Origin of the sequence: Nostoc sp. (assembly GCF_036917155.1) — a bacterium.
Classification (GTDB): Bacteria; Cyanobacteriota; Cyanobacteriia; order Cyanobacteriales; family Nostocaceae; genus Nostoc.
In genome coordinates, this window is the sequence record NZ_JBALDZ010000249.1 from 38,487 (window position 1) to 56,549 (window position 18,063).

Here is an 18,063-nt window from a genome sequence, read left to right on the forward strand (position 1 = left end):
AGTAAAAAAATTGTAAGTTGGGTGGAGGCTTTGCGTAACCCAACCTACGTCTAATGCACTGTTTTAAGCTTTCATACCCTACATATATTTCAACAATCAAATAGGAGTCCTATAGTACGTTAACAATTCGTAATTAGAAGCAATAATTGGAATTTTAGTTTATTTGAAAGCATATTTTGAGATAAAACAGGAGTCAGAATTCAGAATACTCTACCCATAAAGGGATAGAGTTTTAAGGCGAGAATATTTTAATTTTTTCGCCCACCAAGGGCGAAAGCGCGTAGCGGGACGAAGTACGGTTTTAACCAATATTCAGACGCTCGCGGACTCGCTAACGCTGCGCTATCACCCACTCGTACAGAATTCATACTGAATTCTGACTCCTGAATTCTTCTTATAAAAACTTATAATTCGTGGCATTACTATAAATTTCTGGTTTATTTTACCAAAAGCTGTGAGCATCGGTAATTTCTGGGGAAGTCTAAAGATAACCTAGAATTTTTTCTTACCGAACTATGTGATTAAGGAGCTAACCCTTGATACAACAAAACTCCAGCCTATCGGCATCTAATAAAAAAAATCATCCATCGCGAAATTTACTGATTCGATTTATTCTTGGTGGTACTACCCTGATAGTCAGTATTTCTGCTTATTTCAGCTATCAAGCCACTAGAAATCTGATGCTCAAAGATTTGAGACAGAGCGCTTTTTTAGAGGTACAGAGAGGAGTTGCAGAAATTGAGGAGTGGTTACATGTTCGCCAAGTGGAGGTAGAAACCTTGGCTAATACTTCAACTGTACGCTCCTTAAACTGGTCTGTGGCAGAACCCTATTTAAAAGCAGAAGCGAAGCGGATAAATGAATTTTTCTTGTTCCAAATAGCTACCCCAGATGGTTCATATTCCAATACAAAAGTTGGTCGATCAAATAAAAATATTCAGGATCGAGATTACTTTCAAAAAGCAATTGCGGGAAAGAGTGACATTTCCGATCCCTTCATTAGCCGTTCTACAGGAATTCCTTTAATTGCCATCTCCACCCCGATTTGGTCAAATTCTGCTAGCAATAGTTCACCGATAGGGACTTTCCACGGCAATGTGAAAGTCGATCACATTGGAGAGGTTGTCAACTCGCTGCAATACGGCACAAACAGCTATGCTTTTGCTCTCAATTCCCAAGGACAGGCGATTGTCCATCCAAACTCGGCGTTAATGTCAACCGTAGAAAAACCTGCACCCAGCCTGCTGAAAATAAGCGATCGCAATTTAAATGCGATCGCCCGGCGGATGGTAAACAAACAACAGGGAATTGAGTTGATGGAAATTGACGGCACTCAAAAGTATGTAGCTTATCTACCGTTGACACAAGCTAATTGGTCTGTGGCTTTGGTGATTCCCCGCCAAAATATCGAATCTCGATTGCAATTCCTCGATTTAATTGCCTTAATTGTCGGTGGACTGACTGTCACTATGATTACTGTCTTGTGGCAGGTGCAAGCATTTGAACAAGGTGAACTGAAAAAGTCTAAAGCTGCGGCTGATACAGCCAACCATGCTAAAAGCGAATTTTTGGCTAACATGAGTCATGAACTGCGAACGCCCTTGAATGGCATTCTCGGTTGTGCCCAAATTTTACTGCGTTCTTCAGCTTTACCTAAGCAAGAGCAATATCACGTCAATATTATTGAACAATGCGGCTCTCATCTGCTGACTTTAATTAATGACATTTTGGATCTCTCCAAAATTGAAGCAAAAAAGTTAGAACTGCATCCCGATGATGTGCATTTCCCCTCCTTTCTTCAAGGAATTGTCGAAATATGCCACATTCGGGCAAAACAAAAGGGCATTTCCTTTGTCTATAAACCTGCGATCAACTTACCTACAGGAATTCATGTCGATGTCAAAAGATTCCGTCAGGTACTATTGAATCTCTTAGGAAATGCCATCAAATTTACAGATAAAGGTCAGGTTACTTTCAGTATTGAAGTCATCGATCAAGCTCCCAGTGATGGGCAAACAGTGAAATATCGCCTTCGCTATACCGTAGAAGACACGGGAATTGGTATAACTCCTGCAGAATTGAGCAAAATTTTCTTGCCATTTGAACAAGTAGGAGAGAAAAAGCGCCAAGCTGAAGGCACTGGGCTGGGTTTAGCTATTACTCGGCAGTTAATACAGATGATGGGTAGCGATATCCATGTTCAGAGTCAGATCGGCCAGGGGAGTAGCTTCTGGTTTGAGTTAGAGATTCCCGAAGCGGCTGACTGGGTACAATCTGCGATGACTGCATCAGAGAAACAAATCATTGGCTTTGAGGGTAGCCCCTACACCATCCTGATGGTTGACGATCGCTGGGAGAATCGCACAGTGATTACAAACTTACTGCAACCACTGGGTTTTAATGTAGTTGAAGCCAGCAATGGTAAAGAAGGTTTAGAAATAGCGATCGCTCTCAAACCAGACTTAATCATCACAGATTTGCTGATGCCAGAAATGGATGGGTTTGAATTAATTAAACACCTGCGTCACACTCCAGAAATTCAGGATGTATTGATTATCGTCTCTTCTGCTAGTGTCTTTGAAGCAGACAAATATCGCAGTCTGCAAGCCGGAGGTAACGCCTTCTTAACTAAACCTATACAGGTAGATGAATTATTGCATCAACTAGAACAATACTTAAATTTGGTATGGATTTACAAGCAATCTCAGCCTGATGGAGAAAAAGCTAAAGAAGCAATAACAGCAAATAGCCAATCTGCTCAATTAACTCCTCCTTCGCCCCAAATCTTGCAGGAACTAGTTACCTTAGCTAGTAAAGGTAACTTTAATGCCATTCTCAAGTGGGCCGACCAACTTGAGGAAAGAGACACAATCTTCGCACTATTTGCTAATGAACTACGGCAACTAGCAAGGCAATTTGATGAAGATTTAATCCTAAGTTTTTTGACTAAATATGCGGTGGAAACAGTATGAAAATGATTATTGAAGACCAAAAGAATTCTATCAATTATACTCCTTCTAGGGGAATTGTTTTAGTCGTTGATGATAACCCTACCAATTTACAAGTTTTATCCAGTTTTCTGGATCAGTCTAGCTTTGAAGTTTGGGCAGCACGCAGCGGTGAAAAAGCCCTTCAGCGATTAGAAAATGATGATTTACCTGATTTAATCTTGTTGGATGTGATGATGCCGGGTATAGATGGTTTTGAAACCTGTAAACAGCTAAAAACCAATCCTCGTGTCCAAGATATTCCGGTCATTTTTATGACAGCACTCTCAGAAACGGCTGATAAGGTCAAAGGTTTGCAATTGGGAGCCGTAGACTACATTACCAAACCTTTTCAGCATGAAGAAGTCTTGGTGCGAATCGAAAACCACCTAAAACTAAGAAATTTGACGAAAACCTTAATCGCGAAAAATGCCGAATTGCAACAAACTCAAACTCAACTAATTCAAGCAGAAAAGGTAGCAACTTTAGGACAACTGACAGCAGGAATTGCTCATGAAGTAAATAATCCGATCAATTTCATAGCTGGCAACTTAAATTTTGTGGAACAGTATGTACAAGAGGTAGTTAATTTACTACATCTCTATCAAAAATATCTGCCCGATCCACCAAAGGAAATTCAAACCGCAATTCAAAAAAGCGATCTCACCTTTTTGTTAGATGATTTATCTAAAATTATTCAATCCATGCAGGTTGGTACAGATCGCGTTACAGAAATTGTGTCATATCTAAACAACTTCTCGCGCCACAGAGAAGCTGGTAAGAAGCTAGCTAACCTGCATGAAGGGTTAGAAAGTACATTACTCATTCTCGGACATCGCTTTAAACAAAATGCTCATCACCCAACCATCCAATTAGTTAAAGAATATGGAAACTTGCCACTTATTGAGTGTTTTCCTGGCGAAATCAATCAGGTTTTTATGAATTTAATTTGTAATGCGATCGATGCCATTGAAGAAAAAAATAAAAATAAAGATATTGATACAATTTATCAAAATCCTGGGATGATTAGAATTAAAACTGAGGCAATTGGAGAGCAAGTTATTTTAAGAGTTGCCGACAATGGTTCAGGTATAAATAATGCAGATAACACAAAAATATTTGATGCTTTTTACACAACAAAACCTGTCGGCAAAGGAACCGGGCTTGGTCTATCTATTGCTTACCAAATTGTGGTTAATAATCATCATGGTAAGCTCACATACGATTCAAAACCAGGTGAAGGCATAGAGTTTATCATTGAGCTACCGATTCGATAAATGAAAATTTGCAAATTAATTGAAGAAGAATTCAGGAGTCAGAATGTAATCTGTGGAGGATTAATATGATATAGACTACATGACGCGTCGGGGCCTTGCTACGCATAGCGCCTTGCAGAGAAGGCATCGCTTCTTCCAAAATTGTCTTTTCTATCCCTCATTATAAAAAATCAAGTAATATTACTCATTGACAAATTGCATAGACTCTAAAATACCCACTAAAAATTCTTAGTGTGCATTGATAGGCTTTTGCAAACTTTGCTATAGATACTCAAATTTATTATGATAATGATAATCTTTTGAAAGGGATAGGCAATATAGCCCATTCCCTGCCTTCTTATTCGCAATTTAGTGATTCTTATTATCATAAGAATTATTTAATTAAATTCACCAATTGATGACAGATATACTATCTTAACCACAGATACCGCATATACACAGTAGAATGATTTGCAATTGGAAATGACGCTATTTGTACGGTTGCTTAGTGTTCATTAATAGAGCTGCTATCGATACTGATAATTTTCTCTCAGTATTTTCACTAGGTAGATGCTATTTTTTGGAACACAAGCTAGAAAGGCAGTTTAGCCATATTTACGCGAAAATTCGCAGGTGTAAACCTAGAAAACCGTGTATAAACTTACAAATAGCAGTTATACGACCGTATCCAATACTGAGTTACTGACTAAGGCTAGAGTTACTGACCGTTGACAATTTAGTTTTTGCAACATACCCTATTTTTTCCCTATGATGATTCATGGTTTAGGTTTTCTCAGTTTGAGCGCATCTCTTGTACTTCCCTGGGCATTAGCAGGTCTGGTTCAAGGACAGAAAATAACAGAGTCTTTAGTTAAAGATGTTCGCCAGTCATCCACCGTTCAGCAAATGCCACTACCTAGCCGCAAGCTGATCAGCCTGGTTTCAACTGCGACATACTATGTTAGCGCTACAGGAAATGACAGAAATAGCGGACTCACTACCTCATCCGCTTTTCAGACAATTCAAAGGGCCGCAGACCTTACCAACCCTGGTGACACAGTACTGATTATGAACGGGGAATACAGGAATGCACCCGGACGTGGATCTGTACTAAGCATTAGTCGTTCTGGAACTGCAAATGCCTGGATTAAATTTAAAGCCTATCCTGGCCATTCTCCAAGAATTCGGCACAATACATGGAATGGTATCGGGTTTGGAAAGCGAGTTTCATATATTGAGATCAATGGGTTAGAGGTCATAGGAAACAATGCCAATGTCACCCTTGCTTATGCATTAAGTCAGAAGAGTAACTCATCAAATAGCCTGACAAACGGAAACTGCATAAGCATTGACGGACGCAATGGTGGTGGCGTTCATCACATAAATATTCTGAACAACAAAGTGCATGACTGTGGAGGAGCTGGTATTTCAGTAGCCGGAGCTGATTATGTGAGAGTGGATAATAACACTGTGTATAATAACGCCTGGTACAGTGTCTATGGTACTAGCGGCATTTCCTTCTTACAGAATTGGAATTCTGACAACAACCAGGGATACAAGATGTTTGCAACCAACAACAGGGCATACAACAATCGTATGTACGTTCCCTGGATTCAAACTGGAACTATCACAGATGGTAATGGCATTATTGTAGATATTTCAAAAAGTGGTACAAATGGTGCATATAGAGGACGGACTTTAATTGCCAACAATATTAGCTACAGGAATGGTGGCTCGGGTATTCATGCCCATGAAAGCCAGCATGTGGATATTGTCAACAACACGGCATATTTGAATCAGCAAACTCCAGGGCTTAAAAATAAGGGGGACATTTATGGTGGTTATGCATCTGATATCAAGATTTTAAACAACATTATTTATCCTTCTCCTGGTAGAAATGCGAACAGCAACGTGATGAATAGCAACGTCACCTATGACTACAATCTTTACCCCAATGGTGCCCTGATCGTTGTGAGAGGTCTTCACGATGTTATTGGAAACCCACAGTTTGTGAATCCCTCAAGTGGTGACTTTAGACTCCAAGCAACGAGTCCAGCAATCAATAGGGGTTACTATTGGAGTGGTTTGACAACTGATTATGCAGGTAACCCTCGTCCTACTGGTAGTGGATATGATATTGGGGCATACGAATATAGGTAACTGCCCATAGTGATGTCAAACTGAAGTCTACAGCTCCAAAAAAGAACAAGCCTGCAAAAGCAGGCTTGTTCTTTTTTGGCTAATTAAATAGACATGATATACAAGTTATGCTCTTCAGTTCACTAGTATTCAGTTCATTAGTAAGACAAAATCCTGCTTTAGACAGAGCTTTTGTTCGGAATACGTTTTTGTTGCTTAACCTCTCTTCTCAAATCTTGATCAGTAAAGTATTCTTTGGCATGGTTGAAATAACTACTAGATTCATTTTTATCAATGATACCGTTCACAACTAAACCTAAGACGTTGTGACTGGATTTCTCTAGCATTTCTTGAGCCGCAGCTGCACTATTAGAATCAATTACCCCAGGTCTAGCTACTAACAAAATCCCATCAGTCATTTGGCTTAAAGTCAAAGCATCAGCTGCTAAAAGGAGAGGAGGAGCATCAATAATGACAAAATCATAGTTGTATTGAGATGAAAAATTTTCAATTAGTGATGCCATCCGTTTTGAGTCAAGCAAAGCAAGTGGGTTCGGAGGTCTAACTCCAGCAGTTAAAACATCAAGGTTATCCATTACCTTAGATACAGCAATGTCAAATTCAGCCTGACCTACAAGAACCTCACTCAAACCAACTGCATTGGTTAGTTGCCAGAGATGATGCTGAGAAGGAATTCGCATATCTGCATCAACTAGTAAAACTTGACGTCCTAGTTGAGCGATCGCCGCTGCCAAATTAGCTGAAACTGTAGACTTGCCTTCCTTAGGAACTGCGCTAGTTACCACGATAGTTTTGAGTACTTTATCTGAACTCAGGAATTTCAGATTGGCTTGAATCATCCGGTACATTTCGCTCGTTAAAGAGTGGGGAGTATCTCTAACGGCAATTTTTTGAGCTGTTGATTCTGCATTGGAATAACGGGAGCGAATCTTTTTAACAGACAAAGGAATAATTCCCAGTAAGGTATATCGAAATACATCTCTAACTTCTTTTAGTGTTTTTAGAGATCTATCTCTCATAGCAAGGAAGAGTACGGTTGTAGTCGCAAAAAATAAACCGAACATCACTCCTAGCACCAAAACAATTATTTTTTTAGTTAATACTGGGTCTTCGGGAACTAAAGCCTGAGCAATAATTCGGGAATTGGCTGTATTTGTATTCTCAACTAACTGTAATTCTTGAACCTTTTTCAATAGAGTTTGATAGGTAGAGTCTGCAACTTCAACTTTCCGTTCTAACTCCCGCTGATTTTGTGCCAACTGGGGTATGATTTTCATCCGCTGTTCGTAGCTAGAACGGGAATTATATAGAGAGTAGAGTCTTTGAGTTAAACCCAAGCGCTGTATTTCTGACTGGACAAAATTTTGTATCAGACTTTGTCTGAGTTCTCCAATCTGTAATTGACCCTGGGGAACTTGTGTTTGATGGCCAACAGTCTGACCAATTTGCTGTTGCAGGAGGGATTTTAAACTAGCTTTTTTTGCTTCTAGGTTAACAACTACGGGGTTGTCATCTAGGAAACGGCTGCGTTCAATTGCTAACTGCCGCTCGGTCTCTTGAAGTTGTGTAAGGACTCCCTGCACTGCGGGTGACTGACTGATAGCACTTACTGCCATAGCTTCCTGAGAATTTAGCTCTACTTTCTGTCGCAGTTCATTGGTTTGGGCGTTTACCTCATCCAGTTGAGCCTTAACAGTATTCATCTCATTGTCTAAATTTCCAATAGTCGCAACGGCTGACCTTGTCTCCTCTGTTAAATCTGCAATGTGATGCTTTTGTTTAAATATACGTAGCGCTACTTCTGCATTATTAACAGCCGCTTGAGTTTTAGGAAGCTGCTTGGCCATAAATTGACGAGTTGCTCCTGCCTCAGAGCGATTTGTCAAAATATCATTTTCCAAATATAAATTCATAATTGTGTTGACCACTGCCGCTGCTTCTTCAGGGTCACGGCTGCTATAGCTAATTCGCAATACATCTGTCCCACCCACAATTTTGAGGGTCAGGGATTTTTGTAGCCCTTTTATTTGCAGAGGTTCACCTTTATTATCTTTAAGTTTTAGTTTGTCTATTGTTCGCTGCAATAAAGTAGGGGAAGAAATAACTTCTATCTGACTGCTTATGGGATTTTGAGTTGCTACCAAGGGTTTCAAATCTCCTGAGTCTCCTCCTTCAGAGGTGCCAGGCGAAAGATTAGTTCCTGCTACTTTAAAAGAGGGAATTTTGAATAACAGTTTTCCTTCTGCTTCATAAGATGGCTTCATAAATTGTATAGCTACAGCACTCAACATAACTGTTGCTACAAATATCGCAGTACCAGGTAACCACCATCGTTTCAATATCAATAAGTAATGATTAAGGTCTAAATCAATAGATTCTCTAGATTCCATAGATTTTTCTGACATAAATCTTCCAAAGTACAGGTTTTAAAGGAGAAACTCAATATTGATCTACTCAGATTAGCTACAAAGCACACCTAGTGATACTATTTTACAATATGACATATAGTATAGACTATTTAGGTAAAAAAACCCGAAATCATTTACAGGCTTTGGTTTCAGGAATCTAATAGCCAATACTTAGGAGTGTAGAGGAGCATCATTAAAAATACATACGATAACAGTTCATCCTTCATTTATGCTTTAATTAACCTTTTGAACCTTTCTATAAAACTGCGATCTTAATGCCCTACCATAAAACCAACGCAAGAGCCAGATATAACTCTCATAACTTAGTCTTTATTATTTGCTGCTCAAAGCCGTAAAAAAGCTTTAGTCAATTTGAGGTTTTTGAAGATCAAAATTTCCTCCTGATTGCTTAACCTCCTTGAGTTCAGAATATAATTTCACTAAGACTTACGCAAAAATTGCTAAAAAGCTTAATTTATCGAACCGCCTTCTCTTCGAGAGGCTGAGGCCAACGCGCAGCGTCTCGTAGAGAAGACGCCAAGAGCGCCGAGAATTCGTAGAGTGTGCGTAAGTCCTATTCACGATATTTTCATCTGTCGTGTTCCTACTTAGGTTGCCAAGCTTTATCATAAGCCTCTAACAGCTTAGGTATTTGATGTCGCCACTCTAGTTTTTCCTCCATTCTTTGTCTACCTAGCTCTCCCATCTTTTGTCGCCGCTCACTATCCTCTAGAAGTTCAAGAATGTTTTCGGCAAAATCCACCACATCGTTGCCTTTGGCATAAACAGATGCTCCCTCTGCCGATCGCCTTCCTTCCAAAAGGTCAAACTGAACAATAGGTTTTCCCATTGCCATGTATTCCATGATCTTGTTCATTGTCGAACGGTCATTGTAAGGCATTTTTTTATCGGGATTAGCACATATATCACAGCTAGAAAGTCTTGCCAGAAGTTCATTATCAGGAATACGCCCCGTAAATTCTACAAACTCATTAACTTCTAACTCTTCAGAAAGTGCCTGAAGCTTCTCAAACATCGGCCCACTACCGATGAGCATAAAGTGAATATCCTGGCGTTTTTTTTCATAGACAATGTAGCGCACTGATTGCAGCAGATAATCGATTCCCTCCGGTTCTCCCATGACGCCAACATATCCCACCAAATACTTCCGACCTTTACGGTAGACTGAGTTGGGCGGTACGGGTTGAAAGCGAGAAAGATCAGGACCACTGCGAACAACAAAGACATCCTCTGGACTTTTACGCCCACGGGTAAGTGCTACTGAAAGGTAAGACTCATTAGTTGAGATAACTACATCTGCTGTTGCAAAGGTTAATCGTTCAACTAGAGAAAGTCCATAGTAGAAGATATCTCTTCGTCCATACTTGGCTTCGTACATCTCCAGATTGATATCATGGTGATCAAATATGACTTTTACACCTTTAAATAACTTAAACCATCCCGCCACCAAAAATAGCAAATCTGGAGGATTGCAAATGTGGACAATATCAAAACCTCGCTCTCGCCACACCCGATGGGCAAGGCGAAACTCCCAAAAAAGCGCTGTACCATACTCCTTTAGATAACCTGATACCGAACTGATATCAGGTGGCATTTCATGACGATAAATGTGAACCTGATCAATAACCTCATATTCTTGTTCAAATCCTTTACCTTTAGGACAAATCACCGAAACTTCATACCCGGCTTTTATCAGGGTAGTTGCTTCCATCCATACGCGCCGATCAAAGGGAAGGGGGAGGTTCTCGACAATAATCAGTACCCTACCAAGCAATGCCATGATAACCTAACTCCTTACTTGTTTGATTAAAGACCCCGGCTAGATCCAAAATTTGCATTTCTTTGGGAGCCTCAAGTAGTACTTGGCGAAATTCTGGTGTAGCATGGTTAACTACTGCCAGTTCTGCTCCCTCTAAAGCTTGCTGGGAATTTGGTACTAGCAAAGCCTCAAAGTGAGGGATGTTACTCTGGATATAGGCAAGGTTGGTTCCCATCAGTCGAGCCTCATATACAGCAGGGTCGTATATTTTCACCTGGCAGCCTTCCCCAATCAACCGCTTGACTAACAGTACCGCTGGACTTTCTCTTAAATCATCTGTACCTGGTTTGAATGCCAATCCCAAAACAGCAACCTGTCTAACTCCAAGACGTAACACCTGCTGGGCAGCCAAATCCACTTGAAGGCTGTTAGTAGTTGGGAGGGCGTTTAGTAGTGGAACTGGAACATCCATGTTCCTTGCGTGGTAAAGCAAAGAACTCAGATCTTTAGGCAGACAGGAACCACCGTAGGCAAATCCAGGACGCATGTAAACAGGGGAAATATTTAACTTCGTGTCCTGCACGATGATGTTCATTACTTCCCGTCCATCTACGCCAAAGGCTTTAGCGACTCGTCCGATTTCATTAGCAAACCCTACCTTGGTAGCGTGCCAGCAATTGGCCACATATTTAACCATTTCCGCCACAGATGGCTGGACTACAGTGAACGGTGCATCCACAGCGGCATACATCTGCCGTACTGCTGCTTCTGCTACAGGAGATTCAGTACCAATAATGGTGTACGGTGGTTGATCGTAATCTTTGATAGCCGAACCTTCACGTAAAAACTCTGGGTTAAATGCCAGATGAATAGAATTATCACCTGTGATACCATCTAACAGATTTTGACACTTTTCCAATGTTCCTGGGGGGACAGTGCTACGCAACACAACTACATGGCCTTCAGTCTTATGGATGGCGGCTTTCCCAATCTGCTTGCACACATTCCAAACATAAGTAAGATCGGGTTCTCCTCTCTCCATTGGAGGTGTACCGACGCTAATCAGCGAAACATCTGATCCTAGTACCGCCGCTTCCGCATCTGTAGTAGCTGTGATTAACTTAGCTGCCACTCCATCAACTAGTAACTGACTCAGCCCTGGCTCTACAATGGGTGACTCTCCCTTGGCAATCAAATCCACTTTTTCGGGATTGACATCTACCCCAATGACTTCGTGCCCATCTCGTGCCAAGCAAGCTGCTGTTACAGCACCGACATATCCCAAACCAAAAATGCTAATTTTCATATCTATGCTCATAGTGGTACTAGTATGTTCTGGATTACGACCATAAAAACAATTACTTTAGAACGTTTTTACAATTAATTATTAAGTTCTATGCTGTAAATTGCTTTTTTGCATTTATTATTCTTGTTTCATCTGTCATTCTCACTGAGAAAGATAACGCTACATACAGAATCCAATTCAAGCTATTAGATTCAAGCAAGGCAGATTCAGTAAGGCTAGCTAAGGCTATATATGTCATATGTATAAGTGGCCAAATATCTAATGCTGTTTTACTACCACGCACCCAATTCAATCCTTGCAGATAAGTGCGCCAAAATCCTAAGAAGAATACCCCCAATCCTAAAAAACCCAAATCAAGGCAAAGAGCAAGATAACCATTGTGGGGGTGGGGTGCCAGCCATCCTGCATTAAGCCAAATATAGGCAGACTCACCATTCCATCCTTGCCAGAATCCACCATAACCATAACCAAGCCAAGGACGTTTCCAAATCATATCCATCACTAGTGGCCACAAATCTGTTCGACCCGTTAGTGTTGAATCTTTACCAAGTGCAGTGAATACTACATCGACACCGTTAGACAACCAAAAATATAAAATTTGACCTATGATTGCCATCATTATTAGGGTTGGTATCATGATCGAGTATGACAATCGCCAAACTTGAAAAGCAAAAAATGCCAATACTAAAATTACTAAATTTACTAGAGATGAAGCTGAACCAGAAAGTAGTAATAGCAGTATTGACAAGCTAACTCCCCCCCAGAAAAGCCAACCATATCTTTTACTTTGATAACCAAGGACTAAAAAAACTATACTACTAGTAACCATCCTTCCTCCCAGACCGTTTTTGTGAGTGAATACTCCACGCCACTTTCCTGCGTCGGACTGTATACCGTATTTAGGCAAAGCTACGGCAAAAAAGACACTAAGTATTATAATAATTCCAAAAACCCAAGCTAATAAATGTAATTGCTGTTTTAAGCTGTATCGCGAGGCAAAATACACGCCAAACAAGCTGGAAGTAATGAGAGTAAAACTATTTTTTAATGTTGTTGAGGGTTCAGCAGACCAAAGAATAGAAACAACTGCCAATATGAATATTGGATAAAACCAGAGTCCTTTACTCAGGATATATAGAGTTTTCTTCCAACGCAAAACTAGTAGTAAGAATGTAACTGCGTAGATTAAGGCATAAATAATCCGAATTGAGGAGCTATCATATTCTACCTGTTCCTGCTGTAATGCTCCTCCTGAAAGGATAAGGGTGAAGATAGCGCCTGAATAAATCAGCAACGTTACAACAGTGAATCCATATTCAGCAAAAATTAGCAGTTTTTTCATATTTTCATAAATTGACTAAAACATTTATTTTTTTATATCTTTGTGAGAAATATTGCCGTTCAAACAGGTAATATTTCAGCAACTCAAACCTTGCTAACTGAAGGCTAATGCCGTAATTTGTATTCTTTGTTGCACGTTATCACTTAATAAACAAATTATAGCATCAGCCATAACGCGGACATAACTAAGTGGAACTAATACCCATCTTTATTTATAGCCAACTACCCCGTCCAAGGCATTCACTTTTTACGAGTTCGCTGTATTTTTAGGATTGACATTTATTTTTTATGAAGATAGAACTAATCCGCACTGAAAAGCTAGAAAATTAAGCAAAGAGGCTTTATATATCGCGCTATGCTTATCTTTAGAAGTATTTTTTTTGGGAGACTTGAAATTCACGCTTTAAGGTTTTTTGTCATTATTCTTATCTTCTGCCTTCTTTTTGGAAACAGTCTCCTATATTTTGGGCTTTTTGAGGAAAACAGAGCGAATTTGCTGCCTGAGTTGCTGAGGGAACAGCCACATAGTTAAGTACAAGAATATATCAATGGGTCGGGGATTGCCCCAGCGTATAGATTCCCCCAACAAAGGAAAGAAGGCTTTCCAATCACCTACTAAGGATGCAGAAGGAGTAATAATTGTTGTAATAAAGCCTGAATAAGCTTTTGGTGTTACTAAATTGCGAGTGGAACGAATCCAATCCAAGGAATATTGCCATTCGTTGATGTTGCTTAAGCGCTTGATTCCCATATCTGAATGCCAAATTGCCATAGGTTCAGGCACAAACTCAACTCCTACACCTTCCATAGCAGTAACCCGAAGCAACCACTCCCAATCCTCATGTCTGTAAAATTTTTCTTCTAGAGGCATTTTTTGCACTAACTCTTTTTTCACAAAAATAGTTGATGTTTGTATGCAGCCCTCTCCTTTAAAAAATGAGTTACGTGCGAAAAGATATTCACTTAGAGGTTCAGAGATGTTAGGTAGCCTTCTAGGACAAATCAAGTCACCTTTTGGAGTCTGGGAAATGAAACGACTAGCAACAACTGGAAAATCATAATGGGAACTATTTGCTACTTCAAGTTGACGCTCCAGTTTTTGTGGAAGCCATTCATCATCATCATCTAAAAAGGCTATCCAAGCACTTTTAGCTTCTCTCACGCCAGTATTTCTGGCCCCTGATGGCCCAACATTTTTTGATAGTTCTATCACTCTTAATCTTGGATCAGTTATCTGAGATAGTACATTCACTGTTTCCTGATCGGGACCGTCTATGATCACAATCACTTCAATTGATTGCAGCGTTTGATTTAATGCACTTGTGACACCCCTAGCAACAATTTGTGGTCTATTGCGTGTAGGAATTACGACGCTAACTATTGTTTGGTTACTTTCATTTACCATTGCTAATTCTTGGTTTCTTGTTTTTTCTGATTGAAAAGATTCAATATTCATTGCTCTAGTACTTATCTTAATTTTTGCAATTTTCCTGTTTTAGAAACAAGATTAGTGATTAAAGCTTCATCCCTTTCTTACAAATTTTTCCAAGACAAAATCAATTCCGCCTAAAGTATAAATACCCAGAGAACTAACAAATAAGATATAGGATGAAACCGAAATAATAAGAGTTAATGAAAAGTCTAAATTAATTTTCTTTAAAATTAAGAATACAGTTAGCATTAAAGCGCCAATTATAAAGGGACGGCGAACAATTCGCCATAAATTTAATGGAAAGAGGAGAGTATAGCTGAAGTAAACATATTGACTAAAGCCAATAATAGTCATTAGCGATGCCATGATAGCTGCACCGAGTAGCTGATATTGTGAAACTAATGCCACACCTGCCAAGCTTCCTAATGTAGTTGTAATAACCACTTCACGTAGGTTGACTATCTCAAAATGATTGGCAACAAGTAGATAGCAGAGTGTGCGTGTGAATGGCAGTAAAAGAAGTGATACAGCACTTATACTAAGAGCTAAACTTCCTTGGGCAAAGCTAGAGTCATAAATAAAAATGAGTAAATCTTCGCCAAAAAATAACAATCCAAGGAATAGGGGTAATCCCATAATTAGTAGAATTTCAATAAAGCTTTCAGTGATTTGCTGCTGCTTTTGCCGCCCTTGGTCTACTACTTTGGAGAGTCTGGGAAACATTGCTACAGTTATACTGTTGGCAATAATTAAAAAAGGTTGCAGCAGTTGTACTATTCCACCAAAAAGACCTACTAAAAACTCATTGCCTAACAATGAAAGAATCAAGATTTGAATTCTGCTACTAACTACAGATATTGCTTCAATAGCAAAAAATGTCCGTGCGGTCTTAATTATATTCCATACAAAAATTCTATCGATCTGCCATTGTATTTTGACGAACCGTGTAATCAGAATCCATTCAATTATCAGAATTAATGTTTCCGAAAAAAATAGTATTGCTCCTAGATATTCAATTCCATACTTCAGTTTCATTGCCCAGATCATTATTAGTACGCGTAGCACATATACTGGGACTGTAGCAATAGCAATCAAATGCATCTTTTCTTTAGCTTGGAAAATTGCCTCCGTTACGTTGGAAAGTCCAAATGGAATGATGGTTAAGCCCATGATGTAGCAAACAGTAGAGGTTTTGGAACTGTAGGGAAGTAAAAATACTACAATAACTAAAGCCCCATAGCTCAAAAAAGTAAATATTAATTGTAAGTAAGTGCCACTAATTAAATAGACTGATGTTTTTTGTGGTTCACTGGCTATTTCTCTGGTAAATAATGTCTTTAGCCCTTGTGAAGCAATGCCCACAAAAATAAAATAGTAGCTATACGCTAGTAGATACTGACCTAAAGCCTCAGCTCCTAGAGTACGAGCAATAGCAGCGGTTAATACAAAGGCTGTAATGCTTTGTGCTAACCGATTGACTATCATTGAAAGGGAATTACTTATTAATTTATACTTTTCTACCATTCTGAATTATTAATCAGCCTATATCGTTAGTTTTAAATCACCAATACTGATAAAATCTTAGAAGTTTTCCTAGATTTTTCATACATACCAGTCATACAAGTTAAGTACAAAAATACATTTTTTTAGCTTCCATAAATCATAATCTTGAATTTGGCATTCCTCACAATCAATATTTTATTAAATTAACAAATACTTTAAGTGTCTCTTCAGAAAATAATTAACTACTCAAAGTAGGAAAATCTAAATTTAATGAGTGAAAAACTTCACTGTAAATTGCAATAGTTATATCAATACATAAACCCTATAATTTATATAATTATTGCTATCTACTATGATTGATTTTATTTTCATCAAATTAGTAAGCACCTTCTTTTTTCAAAACTACCATAACTGTTTTGAGTAGAATTTCAAAGTCTAATCCAAGAGACCAGTTTTCAATGTAGCTAAGATCAAGATTTATAACTTGTTCAAAATCTAAAATATCCGAGCGCCCTGAGACTTGCCAAAGACCTGTAATACCAGGCAAAACTTCATGTCGAATAAAATGATGTTCAGAAAACTTATCTACATCTCTAGTAGGTAAAGGGCGAGGTCCTACTATACTCATTTCTCCAAGAATAACATTAAAGAGTTGGGGTAATTCGTCTAAGCTGTAACGACGGAGAAACTTACCAACACTGGTAATACGAGGATCATCTTTAATTTTAAAGATGATCCCATCTTTCGTTTCATTTAAAGCTTCTAATTCTTTCTGTAATTTTTCCGCATCCAACCTCATGGTTCTGAATTTCCAGACTTTAAACTGTTGCCCATGTAAGCCTATACGTGTTTGCCTATAAAATGCTGTGCCGGGAGAGTCCAGTTTTATAGCTATAGCTATAGCTATATAAATAGGAAATGATAACATTACAAATAAAGTCGCGAAACAAAAGTCACAACTACGCTTTATCCAAAAATCTTTACCTGTAATTATTGGGCAATCCAAACTCAGGCAAGGCATTCCTCCTATTTTGCTAAATTCTATGTTTCTATAAATTGGTTTTAATTCCATCGGTAAAATATGTACTTGAATGCCGGATGCTTGAAATAACCAGCACAAAAACATTCTATTTTTTAGAGCATCCCAAGATATAAAAACTTCTGTCACACCTAATTCATTAAGTTGATTCAATGTTTTTTGACGTTGATATCTGTCTAATGAATTAGCATTTGCAGTTCCAGATACTAGATAATGTTTCTCTTTTTTTATAAAGCTAGCAATCTGCTCATGATCTTGAGGATCACAAATAATAAATACAGAAGAACGAACTATTTTTTTCTGCTTGCGGAGATATTCGAGAGTAATATTTACAGTATATCTACCAGTGCAAATAAATAATATACTTAGCAACCAAGATAATAATATTAATCTTGGGTGTGTAATATCAACAACTGGTTTATACAAAAAACAAACAAGGAGTATTAATCCATGAGCAAAAGTTAGCGATTTAATAATGTTCAAATAGTCATAGCGTTTTTGACCTTCTCGATAAATACCTTGGACAGCTAGTGAACCTATTTGAATTCCAATAGTTATTAAAATCGGTAAATAATGACTCGGTATATAGCGAGTCAAATCCTCATAATCATAATAAGATTGATATCCAGCTAAAATCCAAGCTAAGGATAAAAGAGTATAGTCTACTAAAAATAGTGTTGTTAATCTCAACCACCATGATCCTTTACGTACCCTGACAAATGCGGATGCACGTAAATCTAAAGGCACTTCACTCAATTTATGATTTGTTGCAATGCTTTGATTACTCATAGTTAATAACACTTTGTGTAGTTAAAATTTGATGAAAACCTATACAAGTGGGGTATCTCACA

Annotated in this window: 10 protein-coding genes; 3 read left to right on the plus strand and 7 right to left on the minus strand. The window is 38.7% G+C overall.

What is annotated here, in order from left to right:
• Positions 1 to 536 precede the first annotated feature (536 nt).
• The 3 genes from V7K67_RS33850 to V7K67_RS33860 all read left to right on the plus strand — a co-directional run bounded on the left by V7K67_RS33850 (position 537) and on the right by V7K67_RS33860 (position 6,403).
• The gene (locus V7K67_RS33850) at positions 537 to 2,972 is read left to right on the plus strand and encodes a hybrid sensor histidine kinase/response regulator (RefSeq protein WP_335170288.1); all 2,436 of its coding nucleotides are present in this window, start codon (positions 537 to 539) and stop codon (positions 2,970 to 2,972) included.
• On the plus strand, positions 2,969 to 4,264 hold the full coding sequence (locus V7K67_RS33855; protein ID WP_335170289.1) for a hybrid sensor histidine kinase/response regulator: 1,296 nt from the start codon (positions 2,969 to 2,971) through the stop codon (positions 4,262 to 4,264). The genes V7K67_RS33850 and V7K67_RS33855 overlap by 4 nt, the downstream gene beginning before the upstream one ends.
• 747 nt (positions 4,265 to 5,011) lie before the next feature.
• Complete coding sequence (locus V7K67_RS33860; RefSeq protein ID WP_335170290.1) at positions 5,012 to 6,403, plus strand: right-handed parallel beta-helix repeat-containing protein; 1,392 nt, start codon at positions 5,012 to 5,014, stop codon at positions 6,401 to 6,403.
• A 158-nt stretch (positions 6,404 to 6,561) separates the two neighbouring features.
• Here the strand turns inward: V7K67_RS33860 and V7K67_RS33865 are convergent, their stop codons facing one another.
• The 7 genes from V7K67_RS33865 to V7K67_RS33895 form a co-directional block, all read right to left on the minus strand.
• The gene (locus V7K67_RS33865) at positions 6,562 to 8,808 is read right to left on the minus strand and encodes a GumC family protein (RefSeq protein ID WP_334730021.1); all 2,247 of its coding nucleotides are present in this window, start codon (positions 8,806 to 8,808) and stop codon (positions 6,562 to 6,564) included.
• A gap of 607 nt (positions 8,809 to 9,415) precedes the next feature.
• The gene (locus tag V7K67_RS33870; protein ID WP_335170291.1) at positions 9,416 to 10,612 is read right to left on the minus strand and encodes a glycosyltransferase family 4 protein; all 1,197 of its coding nucleotides are present in this window, start codon (positions 10,610 to 10,612) and stop codon (positions 9,416 to 9,418) included.
• Entirely contained in the window at positions 10,596 to 11,897 is a 1,302-nt protein-coding gene (locus tag V7K67_RS33875) for a UDP-glucose/GDP-mannose dehydrogenase family protein (RefSeq protein WP_334708383.1), read from the minus strand. Before V7K67_RS33875 ends, V7K67_RS33870 begins: the two co-directional genes overlap by 17 nt.
• A gap of 88 nt (positions 11,898 to 11,985) precedes the next feature.
• Positions 11,986 to 13,239: an O-antigen ligase family protein gene (locus V7K67_RS33880; RefSeq protein WP_334730019.1), complete on the minus strand. Its 1,254-nt coding sequence runs from the start codon at positions 13,237 to 13,239 to the stop codon at positions 11,986 to 11,988.
• 456 nt (positions 13,240 to 13,695) lie between these two features.
• Positions 13,696 to 14,694 (minus strand): glycosyltransferase family 2 protein, encoded by a 999-nt coding sequence (locus tag V7K67_RS33885; protein ID WP_334708381.1) that lies wholly within the window; start codon positions 14,692 to 14,694, stop codon positions 13,696 to 13,698.
• Positions 14,695 to 14,760: 66 nt separating this feature from the next.
• Positions 14,761 to 16,194 (minus strand): oligosaccharide flippase family protein, encoded by a 1,434-nt coding sequence (locus tag V7K67_RS33890; RefSeq protein WP_334708380.1) that lies wholly within the window; start codon positions 16,192 to 16,194, stop codon positions 14,761 to 14,763.
• 355 nt (positions 16,195 to 16,549) lie between these two features.
• The gene (locus V7K67_RS33895; protein ID WP_334730017.1) at positions 16,550 to 18,001 is read right to left on the minus strand and encodes a sugar transferase; all 1,452 of its coding nucleotides are present in this window, start codon (positions 17,999 to 18,001) and stop codon (positions 16,550 to 16,552) included.
• Positions 18,002 to 18,063: the final 62 nt, after the last annotated feature.